The organism is Spartinivicinus marinus (assembly GCF_026309355.1).
GTDB classification, from domain to species: Bacteria; Pseudomonadota; Gammaproteobacteria; order Pseudomonadales; family Zooshikellaceae; genus Spartinivicinus; species Spartinivicinus marinus.
In genome coordinates this window covers 104296-124147 of sequence record NZ_JAPJZK010000002.1, presented here as the reverse complement: position 1 = coordinate 124147, position 19852 = coordinate 104296, and the positions used below count along the sequence as shown (strand labels likewise).

The 19852-nt window shown below is 38.4% G+C and carries 22 protein-coding genes and 1 CRISPR repeat array (1 of these 23 cut by a window edge); of the genes, 14 read left to right on the top strand and 8 right to left on the bottom strand.

Features of this window, described 5'->3' with window-relative positions:
* A CRISPR array of direct repeats spans window positions 1-489; the repeat unit is 28 nt; unit sequence GTTATCTGCCGCATAGGCAGCTTAGAAA (it extends 980 nt beyond the left edge of the window).
* 383 nt (window positions 490-872) lie between these two features.
* Window positions 873-1667 carry a hypothetical protein gene (locus OQE68_RS28855; protein ID WP_180569875.1) on the top strand — a complete coding sequence of 265 codons (795 nt, stop codon included), beginning with the start codon at window positions 873-875 and terminating at the stop codon, window positions 1665-1667.
* A gap of 1 nt (window position 1668) precedes the next feature.
* Here the strand turns inward: OQE68_RS28855 and OQE68_RS28850 are convergent, their stop codons facing one another.
* From OQE68_RS28850 to OQE68_RS28835, 4 genes are all read right to left on the bottom strand, one after another.
* On the bottom strand, window positions 1669-2361 hold the full coding sequence (locus OQE68_RS28850; protein ID WP_180569874.1) for an SOS response-associated peptidase family protein: 693 nt from the start codon (window positions 2359-2361) through the stop codon (window positions 1669-1671).
* Between the two features lie 44 nt (window positions 2362-2405).
* Window positions 2406-3674: a Y-family DNA polymerase gene (locus OQE68_RS28845; RefSeq protein ID WP_180569873.1), complete on the bottom strand. Its 1269-nt coding sequence runs from the start codon at window positions 3672-3674 to the stop codon at window positions 2406-2408.
* Entirely contained in the window at window positions 3671-4108 is a 438-nt protein-coding gene (locus OQE68_RS28840; RefSeq protein WP_180569872.1) for a LexA family protein, read from the bottom strand. The genes OQE68_RS28845 and OQE68_RS28840 overlap by 4 nt, the downstream gene beginning before the upstream one ends.
* A gap of 167 nt (window positions 4109-4275) precedes the next feature.
* Window positions 4276-4857: a ParB/RepB/Spo0J family partition protein gene (locus tag OQE68_RS28835; RefSeq protein ID WP_180569871.1), complete on the bottom strand. Its 582-nt coding sequence runs from the start codon at window positions 4855-4857 to the stop codon at window positions 4276-4278.
* A 1006-nt stretch (window positions 4858-5863) separates the two neighbouring features.
* Here OQE68_RS28835 and OQE68_RS28830 point away from each other — a divergent pair.
* The gene (locus OQE68_RS28830) at window positions 5864-6976 is read left to right on the top strand and encodes a replication initiation protein (protein WP_180569870.1); all 1113 of its coding nucleotides are present in this window, start codon (window positions 5864-5866) and stop codon (window positions 6974-6976) included.
* 221 nt (window positions 6977-7197) lie between these two features.
* Here OQE68_RS28830 and OQE68_RS28825 read toward each other — a convergent pair whose 3' ends face one another.
* The 4 genes from OQE68_RS28825 to parM all read right to left on the bottom strand — a co-directional run bounded on the left by OQE68_RS28825 (window position 7198) and on the right by parM (window position 10712).
* Window positions 7198-8259 carry a ParB/RepB/Spo0J family partition protein gene (locus tag OQE68_RS28825; protein WP_180569869.1) on the bottom strand — a complete coding sequence of 354 codons (1062 nt, stop codon included), beginning with the start codon at window positions 8257-8259 and terminating at the stop codon, window positions 7198-7200.
* The gene (locus OQE68_RS28820; protein WP_219340121.1) at window positions 8256-9047 is read right to left on the bottom strand and encodes a ParA family protein; all 792 of its coding nucleotides are present in this window, start codon (window positions 9045-9047) and stop codon (window positions 8256-8258) included. The genes OQE68_RS28825 and OQE68_RS28820 overlap by 4 nt, the downstream gene beginning before the upstream one ends.
* 217 nt (window positions 9048-9264) lie before the next feature.
* Window positions 9265-9681 carry a hypothetical protein gene (locus OQE68_RS28815; protein WP_180569868.1) on the bottom strand — a complete coding sequence of 139 codons (417 nt, stop codon included), beginning with the start codon at window positions 9679-9681 and terminating at the stop codon, window positions 9265-9267.
* Window positions 9681-10712, bottom strand: coding sequence for a ParM/StbA family protein (gene parM / locus OQE68_RS28810; RefSeq protein WP_180569867.1), 1032 nt, complete (start codon window positions 10710-10712; stop codon window positions 9681-9683). Before parM ends, OQE68_RS28815 begins: the two co-directional genes overlap by 1 nt.
* 1066 nt (window positions 10713-11778) lie before the next feature.
* On the opposite strand from parM, the gene OQE68_RS28805 reads away from it, so the two are divergent.
* The 12 genes from OQE68_RS28805 to OQE68_RS28750 all read left to right on the top strand — a co-directional run bounded on the left by OQE68_RS28805 (window position 11779) and on the right by OQE68_RS28750 (window position 19852).
* A complete protein-coding gene (locus OQE68_RS28805) occupies window positions 11779-12084 on the top strand; it encodes a hypothetical protein (protein WP_180569866.1) in 306 nt (101 codons plus the stop codon).
* Between the two features lie 235 nt (window positions 12085-12319).
* Entirely contained in the window at window positions 12320-13240 is a 921-nt protein-coding gene (locus OQE68_RS31080; RefSeq protein ID WP_180569865.1) for a DUF3991 domain-containing protein, read from the top strand.
* Entirely contained in the window at window positions 13237-14103 is an 867-nt protein-coding gene (locus OQE68_RS28795) for a phage integrase N-terminal domain-containing protein (protein WP_180569864.1), read from the top strand. Before OQE68_RS31080 ends, OQE68_RS28795 begins: the two co-directional genes overlap by 4 nt.
* Before the next feature lie 425 nt (window positions 14104-14528).
* Window positions 14529-14870 (top strand): hypothetical protein, encoded by a 342-nt coding sequence (locus OQE68_RS28790; RefSeq protein ID WP_180569863.1) that lies wholly within the window; start codon window positions 14529-14531, stop codon window positions 14868-14870.
* Window positions 14871-15002: 132 nt separating this feature from the next.
* On the top strand, window positions 15003-15395 hold the full coding sequence (locus OQE68_RS28785; RefSeq protein ID WP_180569862.1) for a hypothetical protein: 393 nt from the start codon (window positions 15003-15005) through the stop codon (window positions 15393-15395).
* Between the two features lie 169 nt (window positions 15396-15564).
* A complete protein-coding gene (locus tag OQE68_RS28780; RefSeq protein ID WP_180569861.1) occupies window positions 15565-15954 on the top strand; it encodes a hypothetical protein in 390 nt (129 codons plus the stop codon).
* A 137-nt stretch (window positions 15955-16091) separates the two neighbouring features.
* Window positions 16092-16460: a hypothetical protein gene (locus tag OQE68_RS28775; RefSeq protein WP_180569860.1), complete on the top strand. Its 369-nt coding sequence runs from the start codon at window positions 16092-16094 to the stop codon at window positions 16458-16460.
* An 89-nt stretch (window positions 16461-16549) separates the two neighbouring features.
* On the top strand, window positions 16550-17194 hold the full coding sequence (locus OQE68_RS28770; RefSeq protein WP_180569859.1) for a GP88 family protein: 645 nt from the start codon (window positions 16550-16552) through the stop codon (window positions 17192-17194).
* Between the two features lie 48 nt (window positions 17195-17242).
* The gene (locus OQE68_RS28765) at window positions 17243-17494 is read left to right on the top strand and encodes a hypothetical protein (RefSeq protein ID WP_180569858.1); all 252 of its coding nucleotides are present in this window, start codon (window positions 17243-17245) and stop codon (window positions 17492-17494) included.
* Between the two features lie 153 nt (window positions 17495-17647).
* Entirely contained in the window at window positions 17648-18448 is an 801-nt protein-coding gene (gene pilL2, locus OQE68_RS28760) for a PFGI-1 class ICE element type IV pilus protein PilL2 (RefSeq protein ID WP_180569857.1), read from the top strand.
* Between the two features lie 4 nt (window positions 18449-18452).
* Complete coding sequence (locus OQE68_RS28755; protein WP_180569856.1) at window positions 18453-19091, top strand: hypothetical protein; 639 nt, start codon at window positions 18453-18455, stop codon at window positions 19089-19091.
* The gene (locus OQE68_RS28750; RefSeq protein ID WP_180569855.1) at window positions 19088-19852 is read left to right on the top strand and encodes a TIGR03759 family integrating conjugative element protein; all 765 of its coding nucleotides are present in this window, start codon (window positions 19088-19090) and stop codon (window positions 19850-19852) included. The genes OQE68_RS28755 and OQE68_RS28750 overlap by 4 nt, the downstream gene beginning before the upstream one ends.

Sequence of the window (19852 nt, the reverse complement as noted above, 5' to 3'; positions counted from 1 at the left end):
GCTTAGAAATTTTAAATACATTTTATAGCGATTAATAAATAGTTATCTGCCGCATAGGCAGCTTAGAAACTCCTAGTACAGTAGTACCGCCTCAGCACTCAGTTATCTGCCGCATAGGCAGCTTAGAAATATAGAGCTATGTGTCTTCTTCTTCACATGTTGTTATCTGCCGCATAGGCAGCTTAGAAATCTCGAAATTCCTGACCAGCCAAAGTGGTCAGGTTATCTGCCGCATAGGCAGCTTAGAAATTTGACGCCGGTTTCCTTTGGGATGGTGCCACGTTATCTGCAGCATAGGCAGCTTAGAAATATGTGGTGAATTATGAGGATTATCACTAATGGTTATCTGCCGCATAGGCAGCTTAGAAAAATCTTGAGAGACTCGCCTATTCTTCGCGTAAGTTATCTGCCGCATAGGCAGCTTAGATAAGCTGGTGTTGGTAATAGAGCAAAGCCTCCCGGTTATCTGCCGCATAGGCAGCTTAGAAAATTACTAAATGAAAATGGTGATAAAAATAACGTTCTCTACCATTTTATCATCGTTGGTGAGTGAGCAATTAAATGACTGATATTAAAGTATACTTTGGGAGTATCCACTTAACCTTTTGAGGTAAGTTGCTTATGGTTGAGTCGTAAGATAACTAAGATTAGCTCTAAAAAACTGGCTTAATTCCACTCGCGGCTCCCTTTGCAAGCATGTGTTCCGTCTTCAACTCTGACCTCAACTGTTTCACCCTAGTTGGGGTTTAGCCATATCAATATAAACCCCAACAGTTAGAAAAAAAGACTGTCTTATTGTGACTGCTTCCCTATCCAGTACTGAGCTTATTTCATTAAATATTTAGCGCTTTTGATAAAGGAATTTGTTCATTATGCTCCACCCTAACTCAAATACCTATATTCTCGAAATTCGTCACCGAGATCGGCCTGATCAGTCTCCTATTGCTCATTTGCTGGTAGAACGCGAGGAGAAATATCGATATTCCCAAGATAATGAGATAATGGACGCTGTGATAAAGCTTCGTTATCAACGGCTTGGTCCCCATCGTCCAGGTCTAGAAAGTAAGGGGTATTTTTGTGGATGCTACTCAAAGCGTTATAACCGTGCTTCATTAACTGCCAGCTTGCCATTTGAAAGTGGAGGCGTTTTTCTGGATCTATCTGGGCTTCATGGCCAGCGTATAGGAACCTATCTTCTCAATACTATTGTTGAGTGGCTACAACAATGGCCTGATGCATCGGTGAACACAATCGAGTTAGTTGAGGGCCAAGGTCATGGTTCCAATAAACTACGACGAAACCGGTTGTATGAGCAGTTTGGAATTGAGTTTGATTTTACAAGTTCAAAGCAACAAGCTGGTCATTCACGGCCTATTCATGTTGGCCAATTAACCCCTGTGACAGCTTGGAAAGCCAATATTACCGAACGTTCGCTTACAGATTATATGAGGGAAATTCTCGCTGAAAAGCAACATCTATCTGAGGAGTTTGGTTATACTGACCGCCTATTAAAAAGTTACAAAGTGAGATACCGTCAAGCCGAAGCTAGACCACTATGGTTTGCAGTTAAAACCCTCTATCGTCGCCATCGGGATTTACTTTGGAGTAGTAGTTTTTTTGCGGTGATTGCAGCGGTTCTTTGGGTGAAATGGAAAAGCTTGGGGTAATTTAATCAGCTTCAATGCTAAAAGTGTCTCCTATTGGTGTAGGTGATCCTGGTCTTTCTATCGGAAGAGCCCATAGGGATTCATAAAGCACTGGCTGTAAGCGTGATTCAAAGCGCTGCGTATCTTGGATTAATGGGCTTAACCAGTCGTGCGCAATCTCTGGCTGATTGATCGGAAGCATTAAAGGTAGTGAGTTTTTGTGAATGCCTTTTAGTTTGGGGTGGCCTGGCAAGGTGATGATTGAAGCTGAAAAGCAATGCTCACCCGTCTTAGAGTGTGTCCACGCTCGATAGATGCCGCCGAATGCAATCATACCCCTGTCAGGTTTGAGCAGGTGATAGTAGCGTTTGCCTTTAGGCCCATCGCCCTCCACAAAGTGAGTTGCAGGAATAATACAACGAGTCTGCTTGAACGCTTTTTTAGTAACTGGGCTAGATGTTAAACGGCTAGATTTTGAATTAAACGTTGCGTATTTGGCGTTAGCTTTAAAGCCCGTTTTCGTTTCCTCCAGTAGCAGCCACCATATAGCATCTCTGACTTGATAGCCGTCTTGTTGTGTAATGATTGAAATGGTGTTGGTGGGCGCGAAGGCGTCTTTAAATCGTAGACCAGGGGCGTCAATATCGTTTAGCCCTAACCGCTTTGTAAATTTGCTCCAGTTGAACGCCTCAGCTAGCCCAAATTGCCCGCACATTTGTAGACCTCATCCTTAAGTGACTTATTGCAGTATAACGGTTGCTAAAGCCTCACAAGCGGAATTTCTGCCCAGTCTGTCATGTAGTTAGGCGAAAGGTGTTGTCTAGCCATTTGCCATCCTTGATTTGTTCCAGTACTGGCTAGAAACAGAGCTTTAGGAAATCGCCGGTTAATTTGGTCTACAACTGTCATAAGTTGTTGAGATTTTGATGTATCGATTTCAGGTGTAAATAGGTCTGCTTGATCAAAACTCAATTCCGAAATGTTAGCGAGCATGACGCCTGCTTTGGCATATAAATATCCTGGCTTGTAGATAGTGTCGAGAATACCCTTTGCCACGTGAACTAATACCCTAGTGTCGCTTGTTGGGTGGGGCAAAGAGAAAGAACCACCACAATTATACTGAGGGGTATCAGAGAATGGACTGGTACGAATAAATACATTCACCTGCTGAGCCCTTGAGTGTTGCTGTCTTAGCTTTTCCGCTGCTCGTGACATATAACTACTGATCGACTCAGCTAACTCTGCTTGGTCAGTGATTCGTTTAGAAAAAGAGCGACTACTAATAATTTGTTTTTTAGCTGGTGCGTGCTCTTCTAGCTCTATACAGGATTCGCCGTTTAGCTCTCGTACAGTGCGCTCCAACACGACATTAAACTGTTGTCTAATGTATTTTTCGGGCAAGTTGGCCAGTTCATAAGCTGTTGTAATACCCAGGGCCTGTAATTTTTTTGTTAGTTTCCTACCTACTCCCCATACTTCGTCAATAGGCATACACTTTAATAATCGTTCTCTTATTTTTTCTGAATTAATTTCTACAACGCCGCCAGTTTTTGGGTATTGTTTTGCCGCGTGGTTAGCTAGTTTTGCTAGGGTTTTTGTTTCAGCAATGCCAATGCATATTGGTATACCACACTCTTTAGCTACTTTACTTTTTATCTCAAAACCATAATTTTTTAATGAATCGATAAATGCCAGGTGTGATAAATCTAAAAACGCTTCGTCAATCGAATACACTTCAACCGCAGGGCTAAACTGTTCTAGCGTAGACATTACCCGATGGGATATCGCGGCATATAAAGTGTAGTTTGATGAGAAAACCGTAACGCCGTAACGCTTAATAATATCTTTGATTTTAAAGATAGGCTCACCCATTTTAATGCCAAGTGCTTTCGCTTCAGGTGAACGAGCAACCGCGCAGCCGTCGTTATTTGATCCGACTATTACAGGTTTTCCGTGCAAATCAGGGCGAAATAGCCTTTCGCAACTGACATAGAAGCTATTACAGTCACAAAGCGCAAATGTTGTCATGGGTAGCTTTTGTGAATGATATAAACAACAACACCCCAAATCATGCAGTCTTGCTCTTTTAGCTCAATGGGTGAAAACTTAGGGTTCATGGGAACAAGCCAGCTCCTAGCACCTTTGATCTTTAACTGCTTAACGGTTAAATCTCCATCCAGAGCAGCAATGACAATATTCCCTGATTTAGCCTCTAAGGAGCGGTCTACAACTAATAAGTCATCACTCTGTATTCTGCCGTCAATCATTGAATCACCCTTAGCACGCACAAAAAACGTAGCCGCTTGGTGCTTAACCAGATAGTCGTGCAGATTCACTTCTGAAGCTGCAAAGTCGGTGGCTGGGCTTGGAAAGCCTGCTGGTACTTGATATTCATATAAGGGACTGGTTTGAAGTTCATTTGTATCAATGACTTTAGCGGGGCTTATTGATTCAATGTCCATGACTTCACCTTAATACTGTATATAAAAACAGTATTATAGCGTATAACCAGTGTAAGACAATCCAGTTGATGCCCCTAAGCAAAATGAACACTAAGCATGCTATAGGAGTGAGTAGACTCCTATAGAAGCTAAGGCTTGCAGGTGTGTGGCAGTGTAAGGTGCCGCACCTAATCGGCCAAGAGTTTCCTGATGATTAGTTTATAGTCATCCTTGTTCTTGTAGGACAACGCAATAATTCCACTTTCCTTGTCTTTTTGTTCTGAAGGTTTGATTATAACGGGCAACCCTAGCCTTAAGGCCAAAGCACGGTTTAATTCATCTGCAGGTAATTCTAATAATTCAAGCTCTGATTTTTGGCTCAAAAGGTTTATAACTTCTTTCAAACTTCTGGTTGATAAACCCTTATTGATAATTTGGCCAATCAGGTACTTTTGTTGATGATAACTACTAACAGTAACTAGAAGCCTTATATGTGTTCTACTTATGGCGTGTTTTTTCAGAAGCTTTACAACTTCTGGAGTAAGCCTATTAAACCGGATTAGGTGAGACACTTCTGCACGGGAAATACCCAATTGATTGGCAATTTCCTGCTGTGTATGTCCTGAAGATGTAAGAATTTGGCATTTTTCAGCTTGTAACCAGAAGTCAGTCATTTTATTAAAATGTTTAGCGTGGAACATCAATGTTTCACGCGTAGCATCGCTACGCATATGATCAGGATAGTAGCTACTCTTCCAATAGATGTCCATGGTATTACATAAATAGACCATCCTAACGGATTAGATTATATAAAATAGTCTTTAACCAATATCTATAAGATTGTTGATCTATTATAAAGATAATGTAATAAGCCATCTCTCGTCTTATTTAAGAGCTTTAATTGATAGTCATATAGTTGTCCATAGACTGAAAAAGAAATACTTGTATAGGAGTTCTGATGGCTTTAATGGCTCAAATACCGAATTTGAAGTTTTTTAAAACATGCAACTTATGTAGTTTGTTTAGAGTGATTACTTGTTTATTTTGTTATTAACTGTTTATTCTTGTTTAGAAAAAAATACTGATTCTCTCTAAGCTAGGAGTAATACGGCTCTTATGAAAATTAGAAGTAACTAAATAACTACTTATATTGAAATCATAGCTACTTATATTGAAATCATAACTACTTATATTGAAATCATAGCTACTTATATTTATTCAATGACTACCTAAGTTTACTAAGTAACTACCTATATTGAATATTCTTTAATGAGCTTCGTTATACAGCTACTTTTCTTGACTCCATATAGATGAAAAACTACTTATGTTTACAGTTGTGTTTGTAGTGCAAGCATTAAAGCTACTTATATTGATTATTTGAGCTTTCCATTTATATGAGACCTACCTTAGTTGACTTGAAATCGTTGTTTTTTTATTTAAATAGCTACTTTTAGTGTAATCAATAAGGTAAAAGTAGTTCAATATAAAGATAGGTAGTCGTTACAAGGAAATGTTACATTCGAGTTCAGCATTATTATTCATTATGTTTCATCAAAGGTAGCTCTATCTTTATTTACGACTACAAATGAAGGATAAAACTAATTAAATGTAGTTAAATAAATGCTTATAAGCTACCAAAATTGAATTAAAAGCTACTAATCATGGTTTAAATCATAAAAAGTAGTTGTTATAGTTGGGGTAGGCTGCTAATATAACTACATTGTATATAAATTTATTTATAATAAGTAGTTAAAATGCGCTATAAAGGGGTGTGAGGTGGGAAAAAGTATAGCTAAGAGTGATAGCAATGTTGTTGACTGGGTTGTAAAGAGGAATGAACTAGTTGAAGCCCATTATAAGTTAACTGCAGCTGCTCAAAAGATAATTGCTGCATTAATAGGTAAAGTTGACCCAAGGATGAAACTGGAAGATGGAAAAAAACTACCTACATTTACATTACCCACTGTAGAGTTAGCAAAACTAGTTGGTGTTAGTAAGCAGTATTTATATAAAGAATTGAAAAAAATCACAAAGGAAATTCAGTCAGTTACGTTTACTATATTGGAAATTGATGATATTAAGGATGGTGAGCCAAGTTATGAAAACATTAATATGTTTCATTCTACTAAATATAATAAGACTAAGCAGCAGGTAGAGTTTATTTTCCATGATGATATTCAACCGTATATAATCAATTTATATGGAAATTTTACTCAATACCAGCGGAATCAAATTCAATCATTAACATCTTCTCATTCAATCCGTATATATGAAATCTTAAGGAAGCAGTTTGGGACAATTAATAATAATAAACTAAATCATAAATATGTTGAAATTGAGCTGGATGAACTAAAAAAAATGTTGGGGATAGAAAAAAAATACAAAGGACGGTTTTCAAATTTTAAAACAAAAGTACTAGATTTAGCTCAAAAGGAGCTTCTTGAACAAACTGATATACAGTTTGAATATGAAGCTATTAGAGTAGGAAAGCCTATAGGTAAAATAGGTTTTACTATTTCGCATAATATGAAAAATGTTGATCCAAATTTAAAGTTAAAAAATAGAAAACAGGCTTCTATCTCTGTTGAGCAAATACAAGATTGTTTAAATTGGAAAGAAGTTCTTGAGCTGCTAATGCCTCCAAATTTATATAAAACGTATGTAAAATCAGTTGAAGAAGGCTTCTATTCTGATGGATTAATTTCAGCAAATATTGATTATTTAGTTGAGAAAATGACATTTGGAGATGTAGAAAAGCCTGGACCATACTTGCATATGGCAATTAAGGATGATTACGCAGGTTATAAAAATAAAATTTCTTCTCAACTAGATAGAGACTGGTGGGATGAGTCAATTGAAGAGATGTATGGTTTTGAGAGAAGTGAATAACCATGATAAGCACGAAGGCTACTTTGTAGCCTTCGTGCTTTTACAATGGGCTGAGCCCGTTGTAATACACACAGTTTCATTATTATCTATTACAGCTCAGTAAATCAACCTAATAAATTGATCAATTTAAGTTGATTGTAATATTGATTATATTCAATATATATTGAATATACATTGATAATATTACAATATACCTCAATTTGTATTGTTATTAAGTATATTTAAATTGATATCTCCTTGATAGTTAACTCTGATAGCCGAACTCTTCTTATCTTCTTGGTATTTAGCTCTTCAACCCACCCAAAGTTTTTGTCTTCATCTATTCGGTCTTTGAGCAGAAGTGCCGTGAGTTCTTCATTGACTGTTACAATAATCTTTTGCTTGTTTGAATCAACAGCTTTCCATCCTTGTTTGTAATTTTCAGAAGAAGATTTGTTCTGTTCAAAAATTGACTTTGCATCTTTAGACATCATCTCACTTGGTTCATTTGGTATGTTTATAGATAATGAGGTGTTGTCAAATTTTTCTTCATCAGCTTGTGTGCTTTTTTCTGCAGAGCCATTTGTTAATGCTGAAGTTTTCTTATATGAAGTTTCAGAGTTGTTACTTATGGGAGATTTAAGTTGTTTAAGTGTCGAACGGCATATTGATCTTGTGATACCGTTTTCAACAGCCTTTTTGCAAAGCTCTTTACAAGTTTTAATGTCATAGTCATATATTTGACGTAAAGAATTTAGTATTTCTATATCTGTAGTTACTTCTTCATCATGAAGATTTTTAATGCACTCTGGAATATTTAAAAGTGCTAAATGACTTGATACATACCTCTCTGTTTTGCCAATTCTTTCTGCAATACGCTTTTGCTTCCACCCTTCACTCTTAAATTTATTTAAAGCATTAGCAATTTCTAGTGGGGTTAAGTTCTCACGTTGAATGTTCTCAATCAACTCGCCAGCTGTTTCATCTAATTCTGAATCTGGACGTTCTTTAATTATTATATCTACTTCATTAATTTTCTTTAGACAAGCTGCTCTCCACCTCCTTTCACCTTTTTGAATGGTATACTTCCCTCTTTCATTCAGAGGAGAAACAATAATAGGTTGTATGAACCCTTCTTCTTCAATTGTTTGCCCAAGTTTATCTATATTTTTAAAGTTTTTTCTTACCTGATCCTTGGGTTCAAGTTGGTTGGTAGGTACTTTTAAAAATTTCCCAGAAGTAGAGTCGCTTTTGGCTTTTCCTGATAATTCCTTCAGGTCGTGTAAAGAGGAAATTCCACTCATTTTGATTGTACTCGATCTAAAATTTCTTTAATAACAGATTTAATCTCTTTTGCTGCTACTCGTGCAGCACCACTTTTTATTTTCCAAACAGGGACACCTAAGTCAGTTGCACTATCAATTGGAGCACGATTAACGATTCTATTTTTAAAAATTAAGTCTGGAACAATTTCTTCAAGTTTTGAAAGAGATTCTTTATGTGTTTTTGACCGGTTATTCATCCCATTGATAATAATACCTGTTACCTCCAAGGTTGGGTTAAGAGTATTTTTTACTTGAATTATGGAGTCAAACAAGCCCCTCACACCATTAGTTGAAAAACCTGAAAGTTGAATTGGTATAACGATATGGGTTGATATTGACAGTGCAGCAACGAGTTTTCTGCCTAGAGAAGGTGGACAATCAATTAATATATAGTCATATTTTTCTTTAATAGAGTTTAGCTTCTTTGTAAAAGTTATTGCTTTCTCAAGGCTTTCAGCTTCAAGCTCGTATAAGTCTATATCATTTTCAAGTGAGTGTATAAGATCCATTCCATATGCACATTGAGTGACTTCTATTTGATCTAAATCAGAATCAAATAGCTCACTAGTTTTTGTACCTGTAAACCTAACAGGTTCTTTTCCAGGGGTAATTCTTCCTAGTCGAGATGATGTGTTACCCTGTCCATCTAAATCAACCACTAGCACTTTTTTACCCATATCAGTTAGATAAAAAGCTTTCTGTATAGTGATTGTTGTTTTACCAACGCCTCCCTTCTGGTTTGTAATACTAATAACTTTGGTAATCATTGTTGGACTAGCCCCTAAGGTGGCAAATAGAAAAGTTACGCATGCGTAACTTTTTTTCAAGAAGAAGGTGTATTAGCTTACTACACTGGCATAGAAAGATGCCTACTACAGGTTTAGTATAAGCTGAAAATTACGCATGCGTAAGAAATAAGAGTTTTCTTTGAATAAAAAATACACATATAAGAAAAAAACTTACGCAAGCGTAAGTTTAGAAATGTCAGCTACTACCTCCTAACCATCCTGGGATAACACTATCAGCAGAATTGCTTTCTGTGGTTTGGACATCAGTTTTTTCAACTGATGTTGATTCAACCTTAGAAGTATCTATGCTCTTTCCTACTTGATTCGTGATAGAGTTCCCATTACTTGGACTAGAAGTTTCACTAGTGTCTTGGATCATCTTTGTAATTTGAATAGCTTTTTCAAGAACTTCAAAAGCACTGGCCTTTTTATGTATACCCTGTTTCATTAGAAATTCAAGTTGGTCAAAAACACCAGCCTCTTCAATTAAGTAGGCTATATTAAGCCTGCGACGACCAAGTTTAGTTACCCCTTTTCCTGCATTATCAAAAGCCTCAAGTATATCTTTATCCTGTTGATCATCAAGAAGTAGAGTTAGTCGTCGCTCAGCCATTACTTCTCTCCTTTAGCCTTAGTGTTATTCTGCTCTAATGATAGAATAATTTTATTACCCCTTGCGTTGCTGCCTTGAGGTTTTTCTGGAATAAAGGAGTTTTGGGTTTTTAAAAGTTCATCTCTCATCGCTTGAGCTGAACCACCAAAATAACAAATGCCACCAAGAGACCTGTTTGCTGATAATAATTTTTTGTCAATCTCTCTCATAATTTTGTTAGCAATATACTTATGAGCTTGTTCAATTTCCTCTGATATATCTACTGGTTCTTGGTCCATGAAAAAAGAAACTTTTTTATCATCAGACTGCATTACTTGTTCAAGCAGGTATGTGTCAATTTTACCTGTATTATATCTCTGGTTTAGAATTTGATTTAGTTGGTCAATAATATCTAGATATCCAAGAGGGATTGTACCGGTTGCTTCTGGCACAAGGCTCATATCTGGTAAAATAATAGCTGAGTCGGTTGTTCTTCCCCCAATATCTGCAACGCCTATCGGTTGCGAAGGTGTAAGTACACGCTCCCCTTTAACATTGAAACAAATATCATAAAATCCAGCTAAAGCTTCTGGTGTGATTAGTTTGCAAACAAGTTTTGGTAGAGGGTTTCCAGATTTATTTTTTACCTCAATATCAAACTGCTTCTTCTTCCTCTCAATATTAACCTTATTAATACCAGTTGAAGTAAAGTAGTGATTTAGTGGCAAGCTACAGCAAATCTCAATTTCTAACTCTGGGTCAGAAAAACCAGCCTCTAAAAGAGATATATATGTTAGTGCAAGATTATGAGGTGAATATGGGTAACTTTCATACCTTGTATCTTCACTATCTGTCATGCCTGGTGTAACAGTCCATTCTTCACCACCTGCAAGTAGTGATGTTGCAGCTGTATCGCGAGAAAATGAAATTGTTGATTTACCTGCTTTAACAAGAGACCTCCTACAAAACTCAACAAACTTGTCATTTTCAACCCAAGCAAATTTCTTACCTGCACAACCTAGGTCTGCACCTATTTCAATTTTCTTTGACATTGTATTTCCTTAATTGTGTGTGTATTACAATATACAGACAATATAAATTGTATGTATAAAATTATAATACAATATAAATTTACTTAATATCAACCTATTTTTAATTGTAATTGAATGTACTGTTGTATGATTCAATATATATACAATATATTTCTTATGTATAATGTATATAATTCAATATATGTACAATATATATTGATAGTTTATGACATCAATTGATTGAATTGAATAAATACTCAATAAGCATGCAAGGGTAGTAATTTTCATTTGCATAATTTAGAAGATATAAGCCTCGTCTCTACGAAACGAAGTGGTGTAGAGACGAGGCGCTGCGCGTCTCGTTGGCTCTGCAGAAGAGCCATTTTTTTCAAACTATGGCCAAACTATTCAATTGAAATAGACTATTTTTCAGACTAGAATGAAGGCTCTTGTCGTGCACCTCAGACGCTAAACTGAGGTTCCCATAGCTGTCAGCGTAGGTAGAAAAGTCTTGCTTCGGACTATAACGGGAGCACCCATAGTTGCTGGCTTTTATAGCAACGGCGTCCTACTTCAGACGATAAAGGGAAGTAATTAGTTGTGAGAGTCATTGAGCAACTACGTCTCGCCTCGGACGTTAACAGACGGTACCCCTGCTACCCGCTGGCAGCAACGTCTTGCCTCAGACGATAACTGAGGTCTGTTAGTCGAGTGGAAAAGTCTTGCTTCGGACTATAACGGGAGCACCCATAGTTGCTGGTTTTATAGCAACGGCGTCCACTGCTTCAGACGATAAAGAGAAGCAATTAGTTGCGAATCATTAGCAACTACGTCTCGCCTCGGACGTTAACAGACGGTACCCCTGCCACTCACTGACAGCGATGTCTTGCTTCAGACGCTAACTGAAGTCTGGTGCCCAACCAGTCAAGGTGGGTTATTAGAAAAATGGAAAGTCACTGAATGAAACTACTAGCAATCACTGAAATGAGGAAAAAAAGGAAACAACTGAAGTGCAAACTAACCCATAACCATGATCAATCGTTAATAGTGAGAATGTGAATGGACAATAACCAAAAGGAAACAACCCATGAGCAATGTTGTAGATATAGATGACCAAGCAGCCTTAGAGGAACTAGAAGATGGAGAAATCTATTCGTATAAAAATGGAGTACTAGAAAAGCTAGAAAGAGATCCAGATGACCTTAAAAAAGTCAGGATGATGAATGATGCATTCGATGAAGTACTAGCACTACAAAAGAGAATGAGGAAAGAACTGGAAGGATATAAACCTGACATAACAGCCGTAGTTTCAGCCTTAGTTGTGAATGCATGTAAGGAAGAAAATGCACCGTTAGTCGTTAAATCCTATTTAGCAAAAATGTTTGCAAGCTAAACATTACTTACCGTTCAAACATGACTTTCAATCGTTATCTACACAGTAGAAGCTTGAAAGACCTAGTGATCTAGGTATGCCTATTACGGGGGTTGGCGTCCCAAGTCCATTTAACTCTTTGAGTTAACATTGCTAACTACGGTTACAATGTGGGCGTAAACACTTAGCGAAATGTCGCACGCCATTGCAAGACGTATTAGGCTAGAAACGGGCAGTAGGAAAAAAGATTATTTCAGTGGATGCTGAATTAGAACATTTTAAAACCGCTATCAATTTGACTGAATACATGGCTTTTGAAGGCTATGTCATTGATAGACATGAAAGTTGCAAGAATTCGATAGTCATGCGCCATAAGGCGAGTGACGACAAGTTAATTGTTACCCGTGACAGAGACCAACACTGGGTGTATTTCAGTGTTCGTGATGAATCCGATAATGGCTCTATTATCGATTTTATTCAGCACCGCCAAGGCAGTTCCTTGGGGCATGTGCGTTGTCATTTACGACAATGGATGGGTAATGTACCAATGACTCATTATGTATCTGATGTTCAACCCATCACCAAAGATATCGCGGCTGTGGTACAAGCATTAAATAAAATGCCCATAACCGCCACGTCACCTTATTTAATCAAAGCGCGATTGCTATCGCCTGCGACGCTTGGCCATCCCCGATTTTTTGGCCGCATTCGCCAAGATACTTATGCAAATGCCGTGTTTCCCCATTTTGATCAATCAGGGGTGACAGGGTATGAAATTAAAAATCGGAAATTTACCGGGTTTTCATCAGCAGGGACTAAATCCCTCTGGGTTAGTCACTGTAAAAAATCAGACAAGGGCTTGGTGATTGCAGAATCAGCCATTGATGCCTTATCTCATTTTGAGTGCCGACCATCAGAAGACCGCCGTTACTTGTCAACGGGGGGCAAATTAAATCCAAACCAAAAATCACTGATTCAGGCAGCGATTAAAAAGATGCCAAAAGGGGCTCTATTAATTGCCGCTTACGATAATGATAAAGAAGGGGAGGGGTACTATCAGCAGTTAAAGGAATTAAATGAGGGGTGGTGTTCAATCTCTTGGGATAAACCACCAGTGCATGACATGGACTGGAATGAAATGTTGCAGTCAGTTAAGTCTATTGGCCAGTTACCATGAAAAAACTGAATTTTGAACTAAAACAACTATGTGATCGCAATCGAGATGGCTCCTATTCCACGCAAAGCAAGCGTCATCATACCCTACAACTAGTCGCTAGCCAGTTACATGAGATGGGCTTTAGAAAAATGAATGCCAGCTCAATAAAACCAAAGCATGTTGAAGCGCTGGTAAACCGTTGGAAAGAGGAAGACTTACAAGTAAGTACAATCAAAGACCGAATGTCGAGTTTACGGTGGTGGGCGCAAAAAGTGAATAAAGCAGCCGTCATTGCAAGAAGTAACGACAGTTATGGTATTGATAAACGGGTTTATGTCACCAATGAATCAAAAGCGCAAACATTAGACAGTGACAAGCTCAATACAATTAAAGACATGGGAATTAAGCTGTCATTAGAATTACAGCGTGCCTTTGGGCTGCGTCGTGAAGAGTGCTTAAAATTTACACCTTCTTTCGCCATTCAAGCCGATCACATTCGGCTAAAGGATTCATGGACAAAGGGGGGCCGCCCAAGAAATATCCCCATTCGCAATGATTACCAACGGGATGTGCTAAAAAGAGTACAGGCTTATGCCGGTTCTAGCTCGATGATTCCAGCAAATAAATCTTACCGGCAACACTTACGTTCTTATGAACGGTTGACCCAAAATGCTGGATTTTCAAAAATGCACGGCTTACGCCACCATTATGCTCAAGAACGCTATATTGAGTTAACGGGAATGGTGCCACCGGCAGCCGGTGGAAAGAGTAGCAAGGAGTTAACCCCCGAAGAAAAAATGCGGGACCAATTAGCACGGCAGGTCATTACCCATGAATTGGGGCATAGTCGTGAACAAATTACGGCGGTGTATTTAGGACGTTGACTTTTAGTAGTGATGGTTTAAAATAATTCAAACAGTAAAAAACAAAGCTATTTAAAGATAGCTCTTCTTCCAAAAATTGATTTATTCCAACTCCCCGTAAAGTGTTAATCACTTTTACGCTTATTCTATTTCTTTGCCAAATGTTTTACCTATATTGTTGTAAAACCGTCCTGGCGCTTATTCCTTTTATCAAAATTTGTAGCCGTTAGTTACAACTATTCATACGTCAGTTGAATTATAGCAATAAACTACCATGCGAGGTCATAGTGGTTTATTCCTATCATTCAACGAATGTTGGCTGATTTCCATCAGTTGCTTGTGCTGTCTCACAAGTACCCGCTGGATTCCCAGCACCCATGCACCAACAGACTCAATTTCGAGGGTGCAATTGCGTATGCAGTTTCTGTATTGATTTGGAAATTAGTATGTATTTTGTTGAACTATCCGGTTGGATTTATTTTTCAGGCAAACTACCTAGTCATCAAGCCACTTTATTAAAAGCGATTGTGACTGAGGTAAACCAAAAACTAGTCGAAGGAAGTATTGATTTATCCATTGACGAGCATTTGGTTTGTATTAAAGGAGAAGGGGTTGTTTCTGATTCACAACCACTGGACCTGTTAGTAATGGCTCTAAATCTTGTGAAAGATGATAAGTCCACTATTAATGATATCAGACCTGACCAGGCGTTTCGTCAGGTTGATAACGAATTTCGTTATGAACGATATATTCAATTAGTCCCACAGACTATGAAAACAATGGCGTAATATTGTCATTATTTTTTGTCTATAGCCTTCAGGTATTGCCTGTTAGCTAATTATTGTGAGCCACTAATAACCGTGTGTTGTTAGTGGCTTACTGTCCTCATTCAATCATTATTGATTGTAAAGGTATTTACTATGTATCTTGTTTGTCAGGATGAGTTTTATCGTGGGAAGCATTGGGAATATGAGTTTGAAGATTTAAGCGATGCTTTAACTATGTATCACGAAATATTCCTATCCCCAGGTGATATAAAACAACTGATAGAAGTGGAGCAGCCACACGAAGTACCCGTTTTTTATGTTGGTTCTAAACGTGTTGAAGGCTGGGATAAAGCGAGGCAATTAGAGAAGTCTAGAAATGCAGGCGCTGTTTTTAGCCATATGGTAACTCGATATAAAGTGCATACTCTTCTAAACAAAGAGAAAAATGAACTGTATAAAAAGAGTTCTAGGATGTCTTGGTCAAGAAGGTTGTACTTGATCAAGTGGGTTCTAAAAGGACATTTACCTGCAGAGTTATTCTGTTGAAAGGATTATCTTCTATAAATCTCTTTGCCATTATTTTTTGTCTATAGCGTTCAGGTATTGCCTGTTAGCTAATTATTGTGAGCCACTAATAACCTTGTGTTGTTGGTGACTTTTCCTAATTCAGTAGTTTTTCTACTCAATTCTATTTGCCTAAAAAAGGGTAGTGATTATGTATCAGGTCTTACATGTCTTAAATGATGAAGAGTATAAGTGTCATAATTGTTTTTATGAAAATTACTCAGATGCATTAACGGCATACAATGAGATTGTGTTGTCTTCAGGAGACACAAAAAGATTGTTAAAAATGACTGGACCTTATGAAGTACCTTGTTTTTATGTAGGAACAGAGCGAGTTGAAGGCTGGGAACAAGCCAGACTGCAAGCCGATGTTCTGAATGAAACGCTTAGTTTCTGTGGTATGGAAACGTGTTATAGGTCACATGATATTTTAAATAATCAGCATAGACCGTTAGAACAGGAAAAATTAACCTGGAAAGAACGGATTTATTATGCAGTGTGTTGTTTGAAAGGTCATTTTCCTGACGAGTTATTCCTTTAATCAACTAATGAGTGGTATGAATTTACCTTCATTCTTTTAGTCGGGCTCTGTTAGCGTTCTGCTATCAGCGGCCCGACTGAATTTTACTCAGTCGTATCCGGCTGAGTGCTATTTTATCCCAATAAAGGTAATCGATTATGTACTTTGCTGTTAAAGCTTATAGTTACAGTGACGACGAACTTTATGTATTTGAGTTTAATGCCTATGCGGAAGCGTTAGCTTGGTATCAGGAATGCGAACTTTCATGGGGTGATAAGGTGAGTATCGAGAAAAGACAGGGTGAGCAAAATATACCGGTTTTTTTAGTTGATACAGAGTCAAGTCCATCTCTTGTGCTGGATTTTGAGGCGGCAATTATGTTAGCTGATAATGATTACAGCAAAGTGCGTTTTGATGGTTATATGTCAATTCCCAGCAATACTGAAGTATTGGCGTATAAACATAAACGCAAGCAAGCGTATAAAAAACGGCACGACAAGAGTGGCATGAGTACCTTAAATCGTTAACACCCTAAGTAGAAAAAGTCACCATATAGGCTCAATGGTTGAGGGTGACGCTGTTTCGCAGTGCCTGTTGTATTTGAGATTGTATTTATATGATCAAATTATCTGTTGTTAAGAAACTGGGTAATATTAAAAGCTGGTCATTAGAAGCGATTAATACCTGTCCCGGTTCTAAAGATAATCATGGTAACACAGTAGACGCTTGTAAAGTATGTTATGCGAGTAAAGGCCGATATAGGTTTGGCTCTGTTAAAGCAACTCGACAGAACAATTATATCGATTGGAAACGAGACGACTGGGTGAGTGATATGGTGGAAGCGCTTGATAATGACCGTTTTTTTAGATGGTTTGATTCAGGCGACATTTTTCATCCTGAACTGGCCAAGAAAATTCTAGTGGTTTGCCAAAGAACACCTTGGGTAAGCCACTGGATTCCTACTCGGTCTCACAAATTTCCAAAAATACGGACATACCTTGAGCAGCTTAACCAATTGCAAAATGTTTGCGTTCGTTATTCCAGTGACTCTATTGTCGGTGAATATAACGAAGAACATGGATCTATCATTATTGATGATGAGACTATCCATGCGATTGAAGGTGTCTATATTTGTCCTGCTTCTCAGCAACATGGGACGTGTCAAAAGTGCCGAGCGTGTTGGGATAAGACAGTACCTGTTGTAGCCTACAGGCTGCATGGTGTTAGTCAAAAAAAACGATTACAATTAAAGCAAGTGTAACTTAATTTAGGGATGTTAATTAACATCCCCTTTTTTATAGGAACAATTATGTGGCATCAAGTGACCAGAGAAGATCAGCGCATCAATGGTAAAGCGTGGGAATACAGTATTGAGATAGCGTCTGAAGAATTTTTAATTCGCTATTGGACCCATTGTGGCCAATGGGTAGAGAAGTCATTAACGGCTGACGACTTAGGTTGTTTACCTCAACCAGATGACATTAAGGCTTGTATACTGGCGGGTATTTATGCCGTGATGGAAGAAACGAAAGAATATAAACCGCTTATTCGTAGTTGCTAACGACAACGACTTATATAAAACAGTTTAATGACGTGATGTCGAATCAATTTTTGCCAAAAAGAATTCGGCATTAAAAAATGAAAGATAACTCTATTGTGTTTGTTGATCAATTGTAAATAATAAAGTTAACAACAATTGAGGAAACATAATGCAATGAAAAAAATAGCAGCAGCGCTAATGGCGAGCTGCGTCATTAGCTTATCTCATGCAGACAAAGTAGTACGACTCGACCGTTATACCCTTCAAAAAGCTGAGCCAACTGCCGATCAACAACATTTATTATCGGTCATGGTCAATATGCGTTTTCCTTCTCAAGTGAAAACGGTAGGCGATGCACTTGAATGGGTATTAATGCGTTCAGGCTACCGTCTTGAACAGCCTTCTGAACATAATCCCTATTTATTTAGTTTATATAGTTTAAAACTGCCCTCTATTCATCGTCGAATTGGCCCAGCCACATTAGAAGATGTATTAAACGTGTTGGCAGGTGATGGCTATCAGTTGGCGATTAATCCTGTTATTCGGGAAATTGGCTACACCATCAAACCGGATTTTAAACGTTTTATTGATAAAAATACCCTCGCTAAAGCCAAGGTCAGTTGGTCTTTACGACGAAAAATGCCTGTTGCCATTGTGGAAAGCGGAACCATCCCTATAAAACAGGGCTATACCCCACATAGCCGTCACTATTTAGTTAACGCGGGGGATTCGCTGTCAAAAATAGCAGAGCGGTATGTGCGGAGTTTTTTATCATTGGATCAAGTGCAAGTGGCTATTTATCAAGCCAATCCCATGGCTTTTTACAGTAAAAACCTCAATAACCTCCGGCCTGGTGTGACCTTATCAATTCCTTCTGTGGCTGTAATAGAACAACACACGAAAGGGCAAGCGAAAAAGATTGTGAAAGAGCACTTTGCCCTCTGGCGTAATGCAAACAAGACGAATCAAGGGTAGTGGCATGAATTATAAACTATCAATGGTGTGGTTAATGTCGTCCGCTTGCCTGGTCAGTGGTTGTAGTGAGCAATCCGTTGAGGCTAACCCTGCACCAACACCTGAATATGCTGAATTATCGCAATTAACCCAGGTAAAAAATGCCCTTGATGATGTCACGGTAGGTGTGGCGCAGTTAAAACAGCAAGAGGGTAGTCATCAAGCACAGCTCAAAACGGTTGATAATGCACTGCAACACCTAGAACAAACGGTCACTACCGCAGAAAACCATTTAGGTACCCTGCGTGCAGATTTAACCAGTTTATCGAAAAAGATTGAAGCATTTGAAAGCGTAAAATCCAGATTGGAAGCGTTAGAAAATCAAGAAAAATTACATGCCAAGGCAGCCACTCAACCAACGCCAACAATCGTTAAAAAAACTTATCGAGCCCCTCGTTATTCGTTTCCCTACCAGGTGAGCGCCATTGATCGATGGGGGGATGCTCACTATGTCGGCGTGATGACACCGGGTGGCGTGCAGATGGTGCAAGTGGGCAGTGTGATTAACCAGTGGGTGGTGAGTTCAGTCAATATGCAACAGATGCAAGTGACGTTTATTCATCAACGCAATGGGCAGCGGGTAAAACGGAGCGTAAAACTATGAATGTTATAAAGCCTTTAATTGCCGGGTTACTCTTGGCAACCCAGCCGTTATATGCAACGGAAGCGGTTCAATCACAAATGAGTCAATCGAATGGACAATATTCTGCCACACAAACCCTTGAGCAAAAAAAAATAAGAGCGACGCAATGGGGATTAAGTCTTTCAGAATGGCAGCGTTATGAAACAATTCTCCAAGGCCCCAAAGGAACCTGGTACTCCACACTTGATCCCACCCATGTGCTGGGTTTAGACGCGAAGAGCGACGAAGAACGTAGGAAATATGCCAGGCTGCAGGTTGAAGTGGAGTCGGCTCGGGTATCCTCTGAGTTAGCGTTTCAGCGTGCTTTTCACCAAGCGCAAAAAGAAATGTATCCAGATCTATTGCCCATTGATAATTCGAAGTTTTTAAAATCTCCGCTTGAAAATATGTTAAGTGGAGGACAATACCAGGAACAAGGCCGAGCCATTTATTTTGTTGATTTAGCCTGTGAAGACTGTCGTTACACAATTCAAAAATTAATTCGTAAAGCGGGCTCACAGTGGTTATCCGGTGTAGATTTTTACATTCTGAACACAAAAAACAAACGCACGATTATTGACTGGGCCACTCAACAGAAAATCCCAACCGAGTTAGTTAATCGCAAATTAATTACCTTAAATATTGATAATGGCACTTATCAAAAATTAACGCACTTGGGTGGCGATAAACTGTATCTACAGGCCAGGGGAAAAGTCGAAATCCTACCTGAAACCTATTTATAG

Bases quoted from the DNA above. Each gene is read 5' to 3' on its own strand.
- OQE68_RS28855 (WP_180569875.1), top strand. From the start codon at position 873: ATGCTCCACCCTAACTCAAATACCTATATTCTCGAAATTCGTCACCGA.
- OQE68_RS28850 (WP_180569874.1), bottom strand. From the start codon at position 2,361: ATGTGCGGGCAATTTGGGCTAGCTGAGGCGTTCAACTGGAGCAAATTT.
- OQE68_RS28845 (WP_180569873.1), bottom strand. From the start codon at position 3,674: ATGACAACATTTGCGCTTTGTGACTGTAATAGCTTCTATGTCAGTTGC.
- OQE68_RS28840 (WP_180569872.1), bottom strand. From the start codon at position 4,108: ATGGACATTGAATCAATAAGCCCCGCTAAAGTCATTGATACAAATGAA.
- OQE68_RS28835 (WP_180569871.1), bottom strand. From the start codon at position 4,857: ATGGACATCTATTGGAAGAGTAGCTACTATCCTGATCATATGCGTAGC.
- OQE68_RS28825 (WP_180569869.1), bottom strand. From the start codon at position 8,259: ATGAGTGGAATTTCCTCTTTACACGACCTGAAGGAATTATCAGGAAAA.
- OQE68_RS28820 (WP_219340121.1), bottom strand. From the start codon at position 9,047: ATGATTACCAAAGTTATTAGTATTACAAACCAGAAGGGAGGCGTTGGT.
- OQE68_RS28815 (WP_180569868.1), bottom strand. From the start codon at position 9,681: ATGGCTGAGCGACGACTAACTCTACTTCTTGATGATCAACAGGATAAA.
- parM (WP_180569867.1), bottom strand. From the start codon at position 10,712: ATGTCAAAGAAAATTGAAATAGGTGCAGACCTAGGTTGTGCAGGTAAG.
- OQE68_RS28805 (WP_180569866.1), top strand. From the start codon at position 11,779: ATGAGCAATGTTGTAGATATAGATGACCAAGCAGCCTTAGAGGAACTA.
- OQE68_RS28795 (WP_180569864.1), top strand. From the start codon at position 13,237: ATGAAAAAACTGAATTTTGAACTAAAACAACTATGTGATCGCAATCGA.
- OQE68_RS28790 (WP_180569863.1), top strand. From the start codon at position 14,529: ATGTATTTTGTTGAACTATCCGGTTGGATTTATTTTTCAGGCAAACTA.
- OQE68_RS28785 (WP_180569862.1), top strand. From the start codon at position 15,003: ATGTATCTTGTTTGTCAGGATGAGTTTTATCGTGGGAAGCATTGGGAA.
- OQE68_RS28780 (WP_180569861.1), top strand. From the start codon at position 15,565: ATGTATCAGGTCTTACATGTCTTAAATGATGAAGAGTATAAGTGTCAT.
- OQE68_RS28775 (WP_180569860.1), top strand. From the start codon at position 16,092: ATGTACTTTGCTGTTAAAGCTTATAGTTACAGTGACGACGAACTTTAT.
- OQE68_RS28770 (WP_180569859.1), top strand. From the start codon at position 16,550: ATGATCAAATTATCTGTTGTTAAGAAACTGGGTAATATTAAAAGCTGG.
- OQE68_RS28765 (WP_180569858.1), top strand. From the start codon at position 17,243: ATGTGGCATCAAGTGACCAGAGAAGATCAGCGCATCAATGGTAAAGCG.
- pilL2 (WP_180569857.1), top strand. From the start codon at position 17,648: ATGAAAAAAATAGCAGCAGCGCTAATGGCGAGCTGCGTCATTAGCTTA.
- OQE68_RS28755 (WP_180569856.1), top strand. From the start codon at position 18,453: ATGAATTATAAACTATCAATGGTGTGGTTAATGTCGTCCGCTTGCCTG.
- OQE68_RS28750 (WP_180569855.1), top strand. From the start codon at position 19,088: ATGAATGTTATAAAGCCTTTAATTGCCGGGTTACTCTTGGCAACCCAG.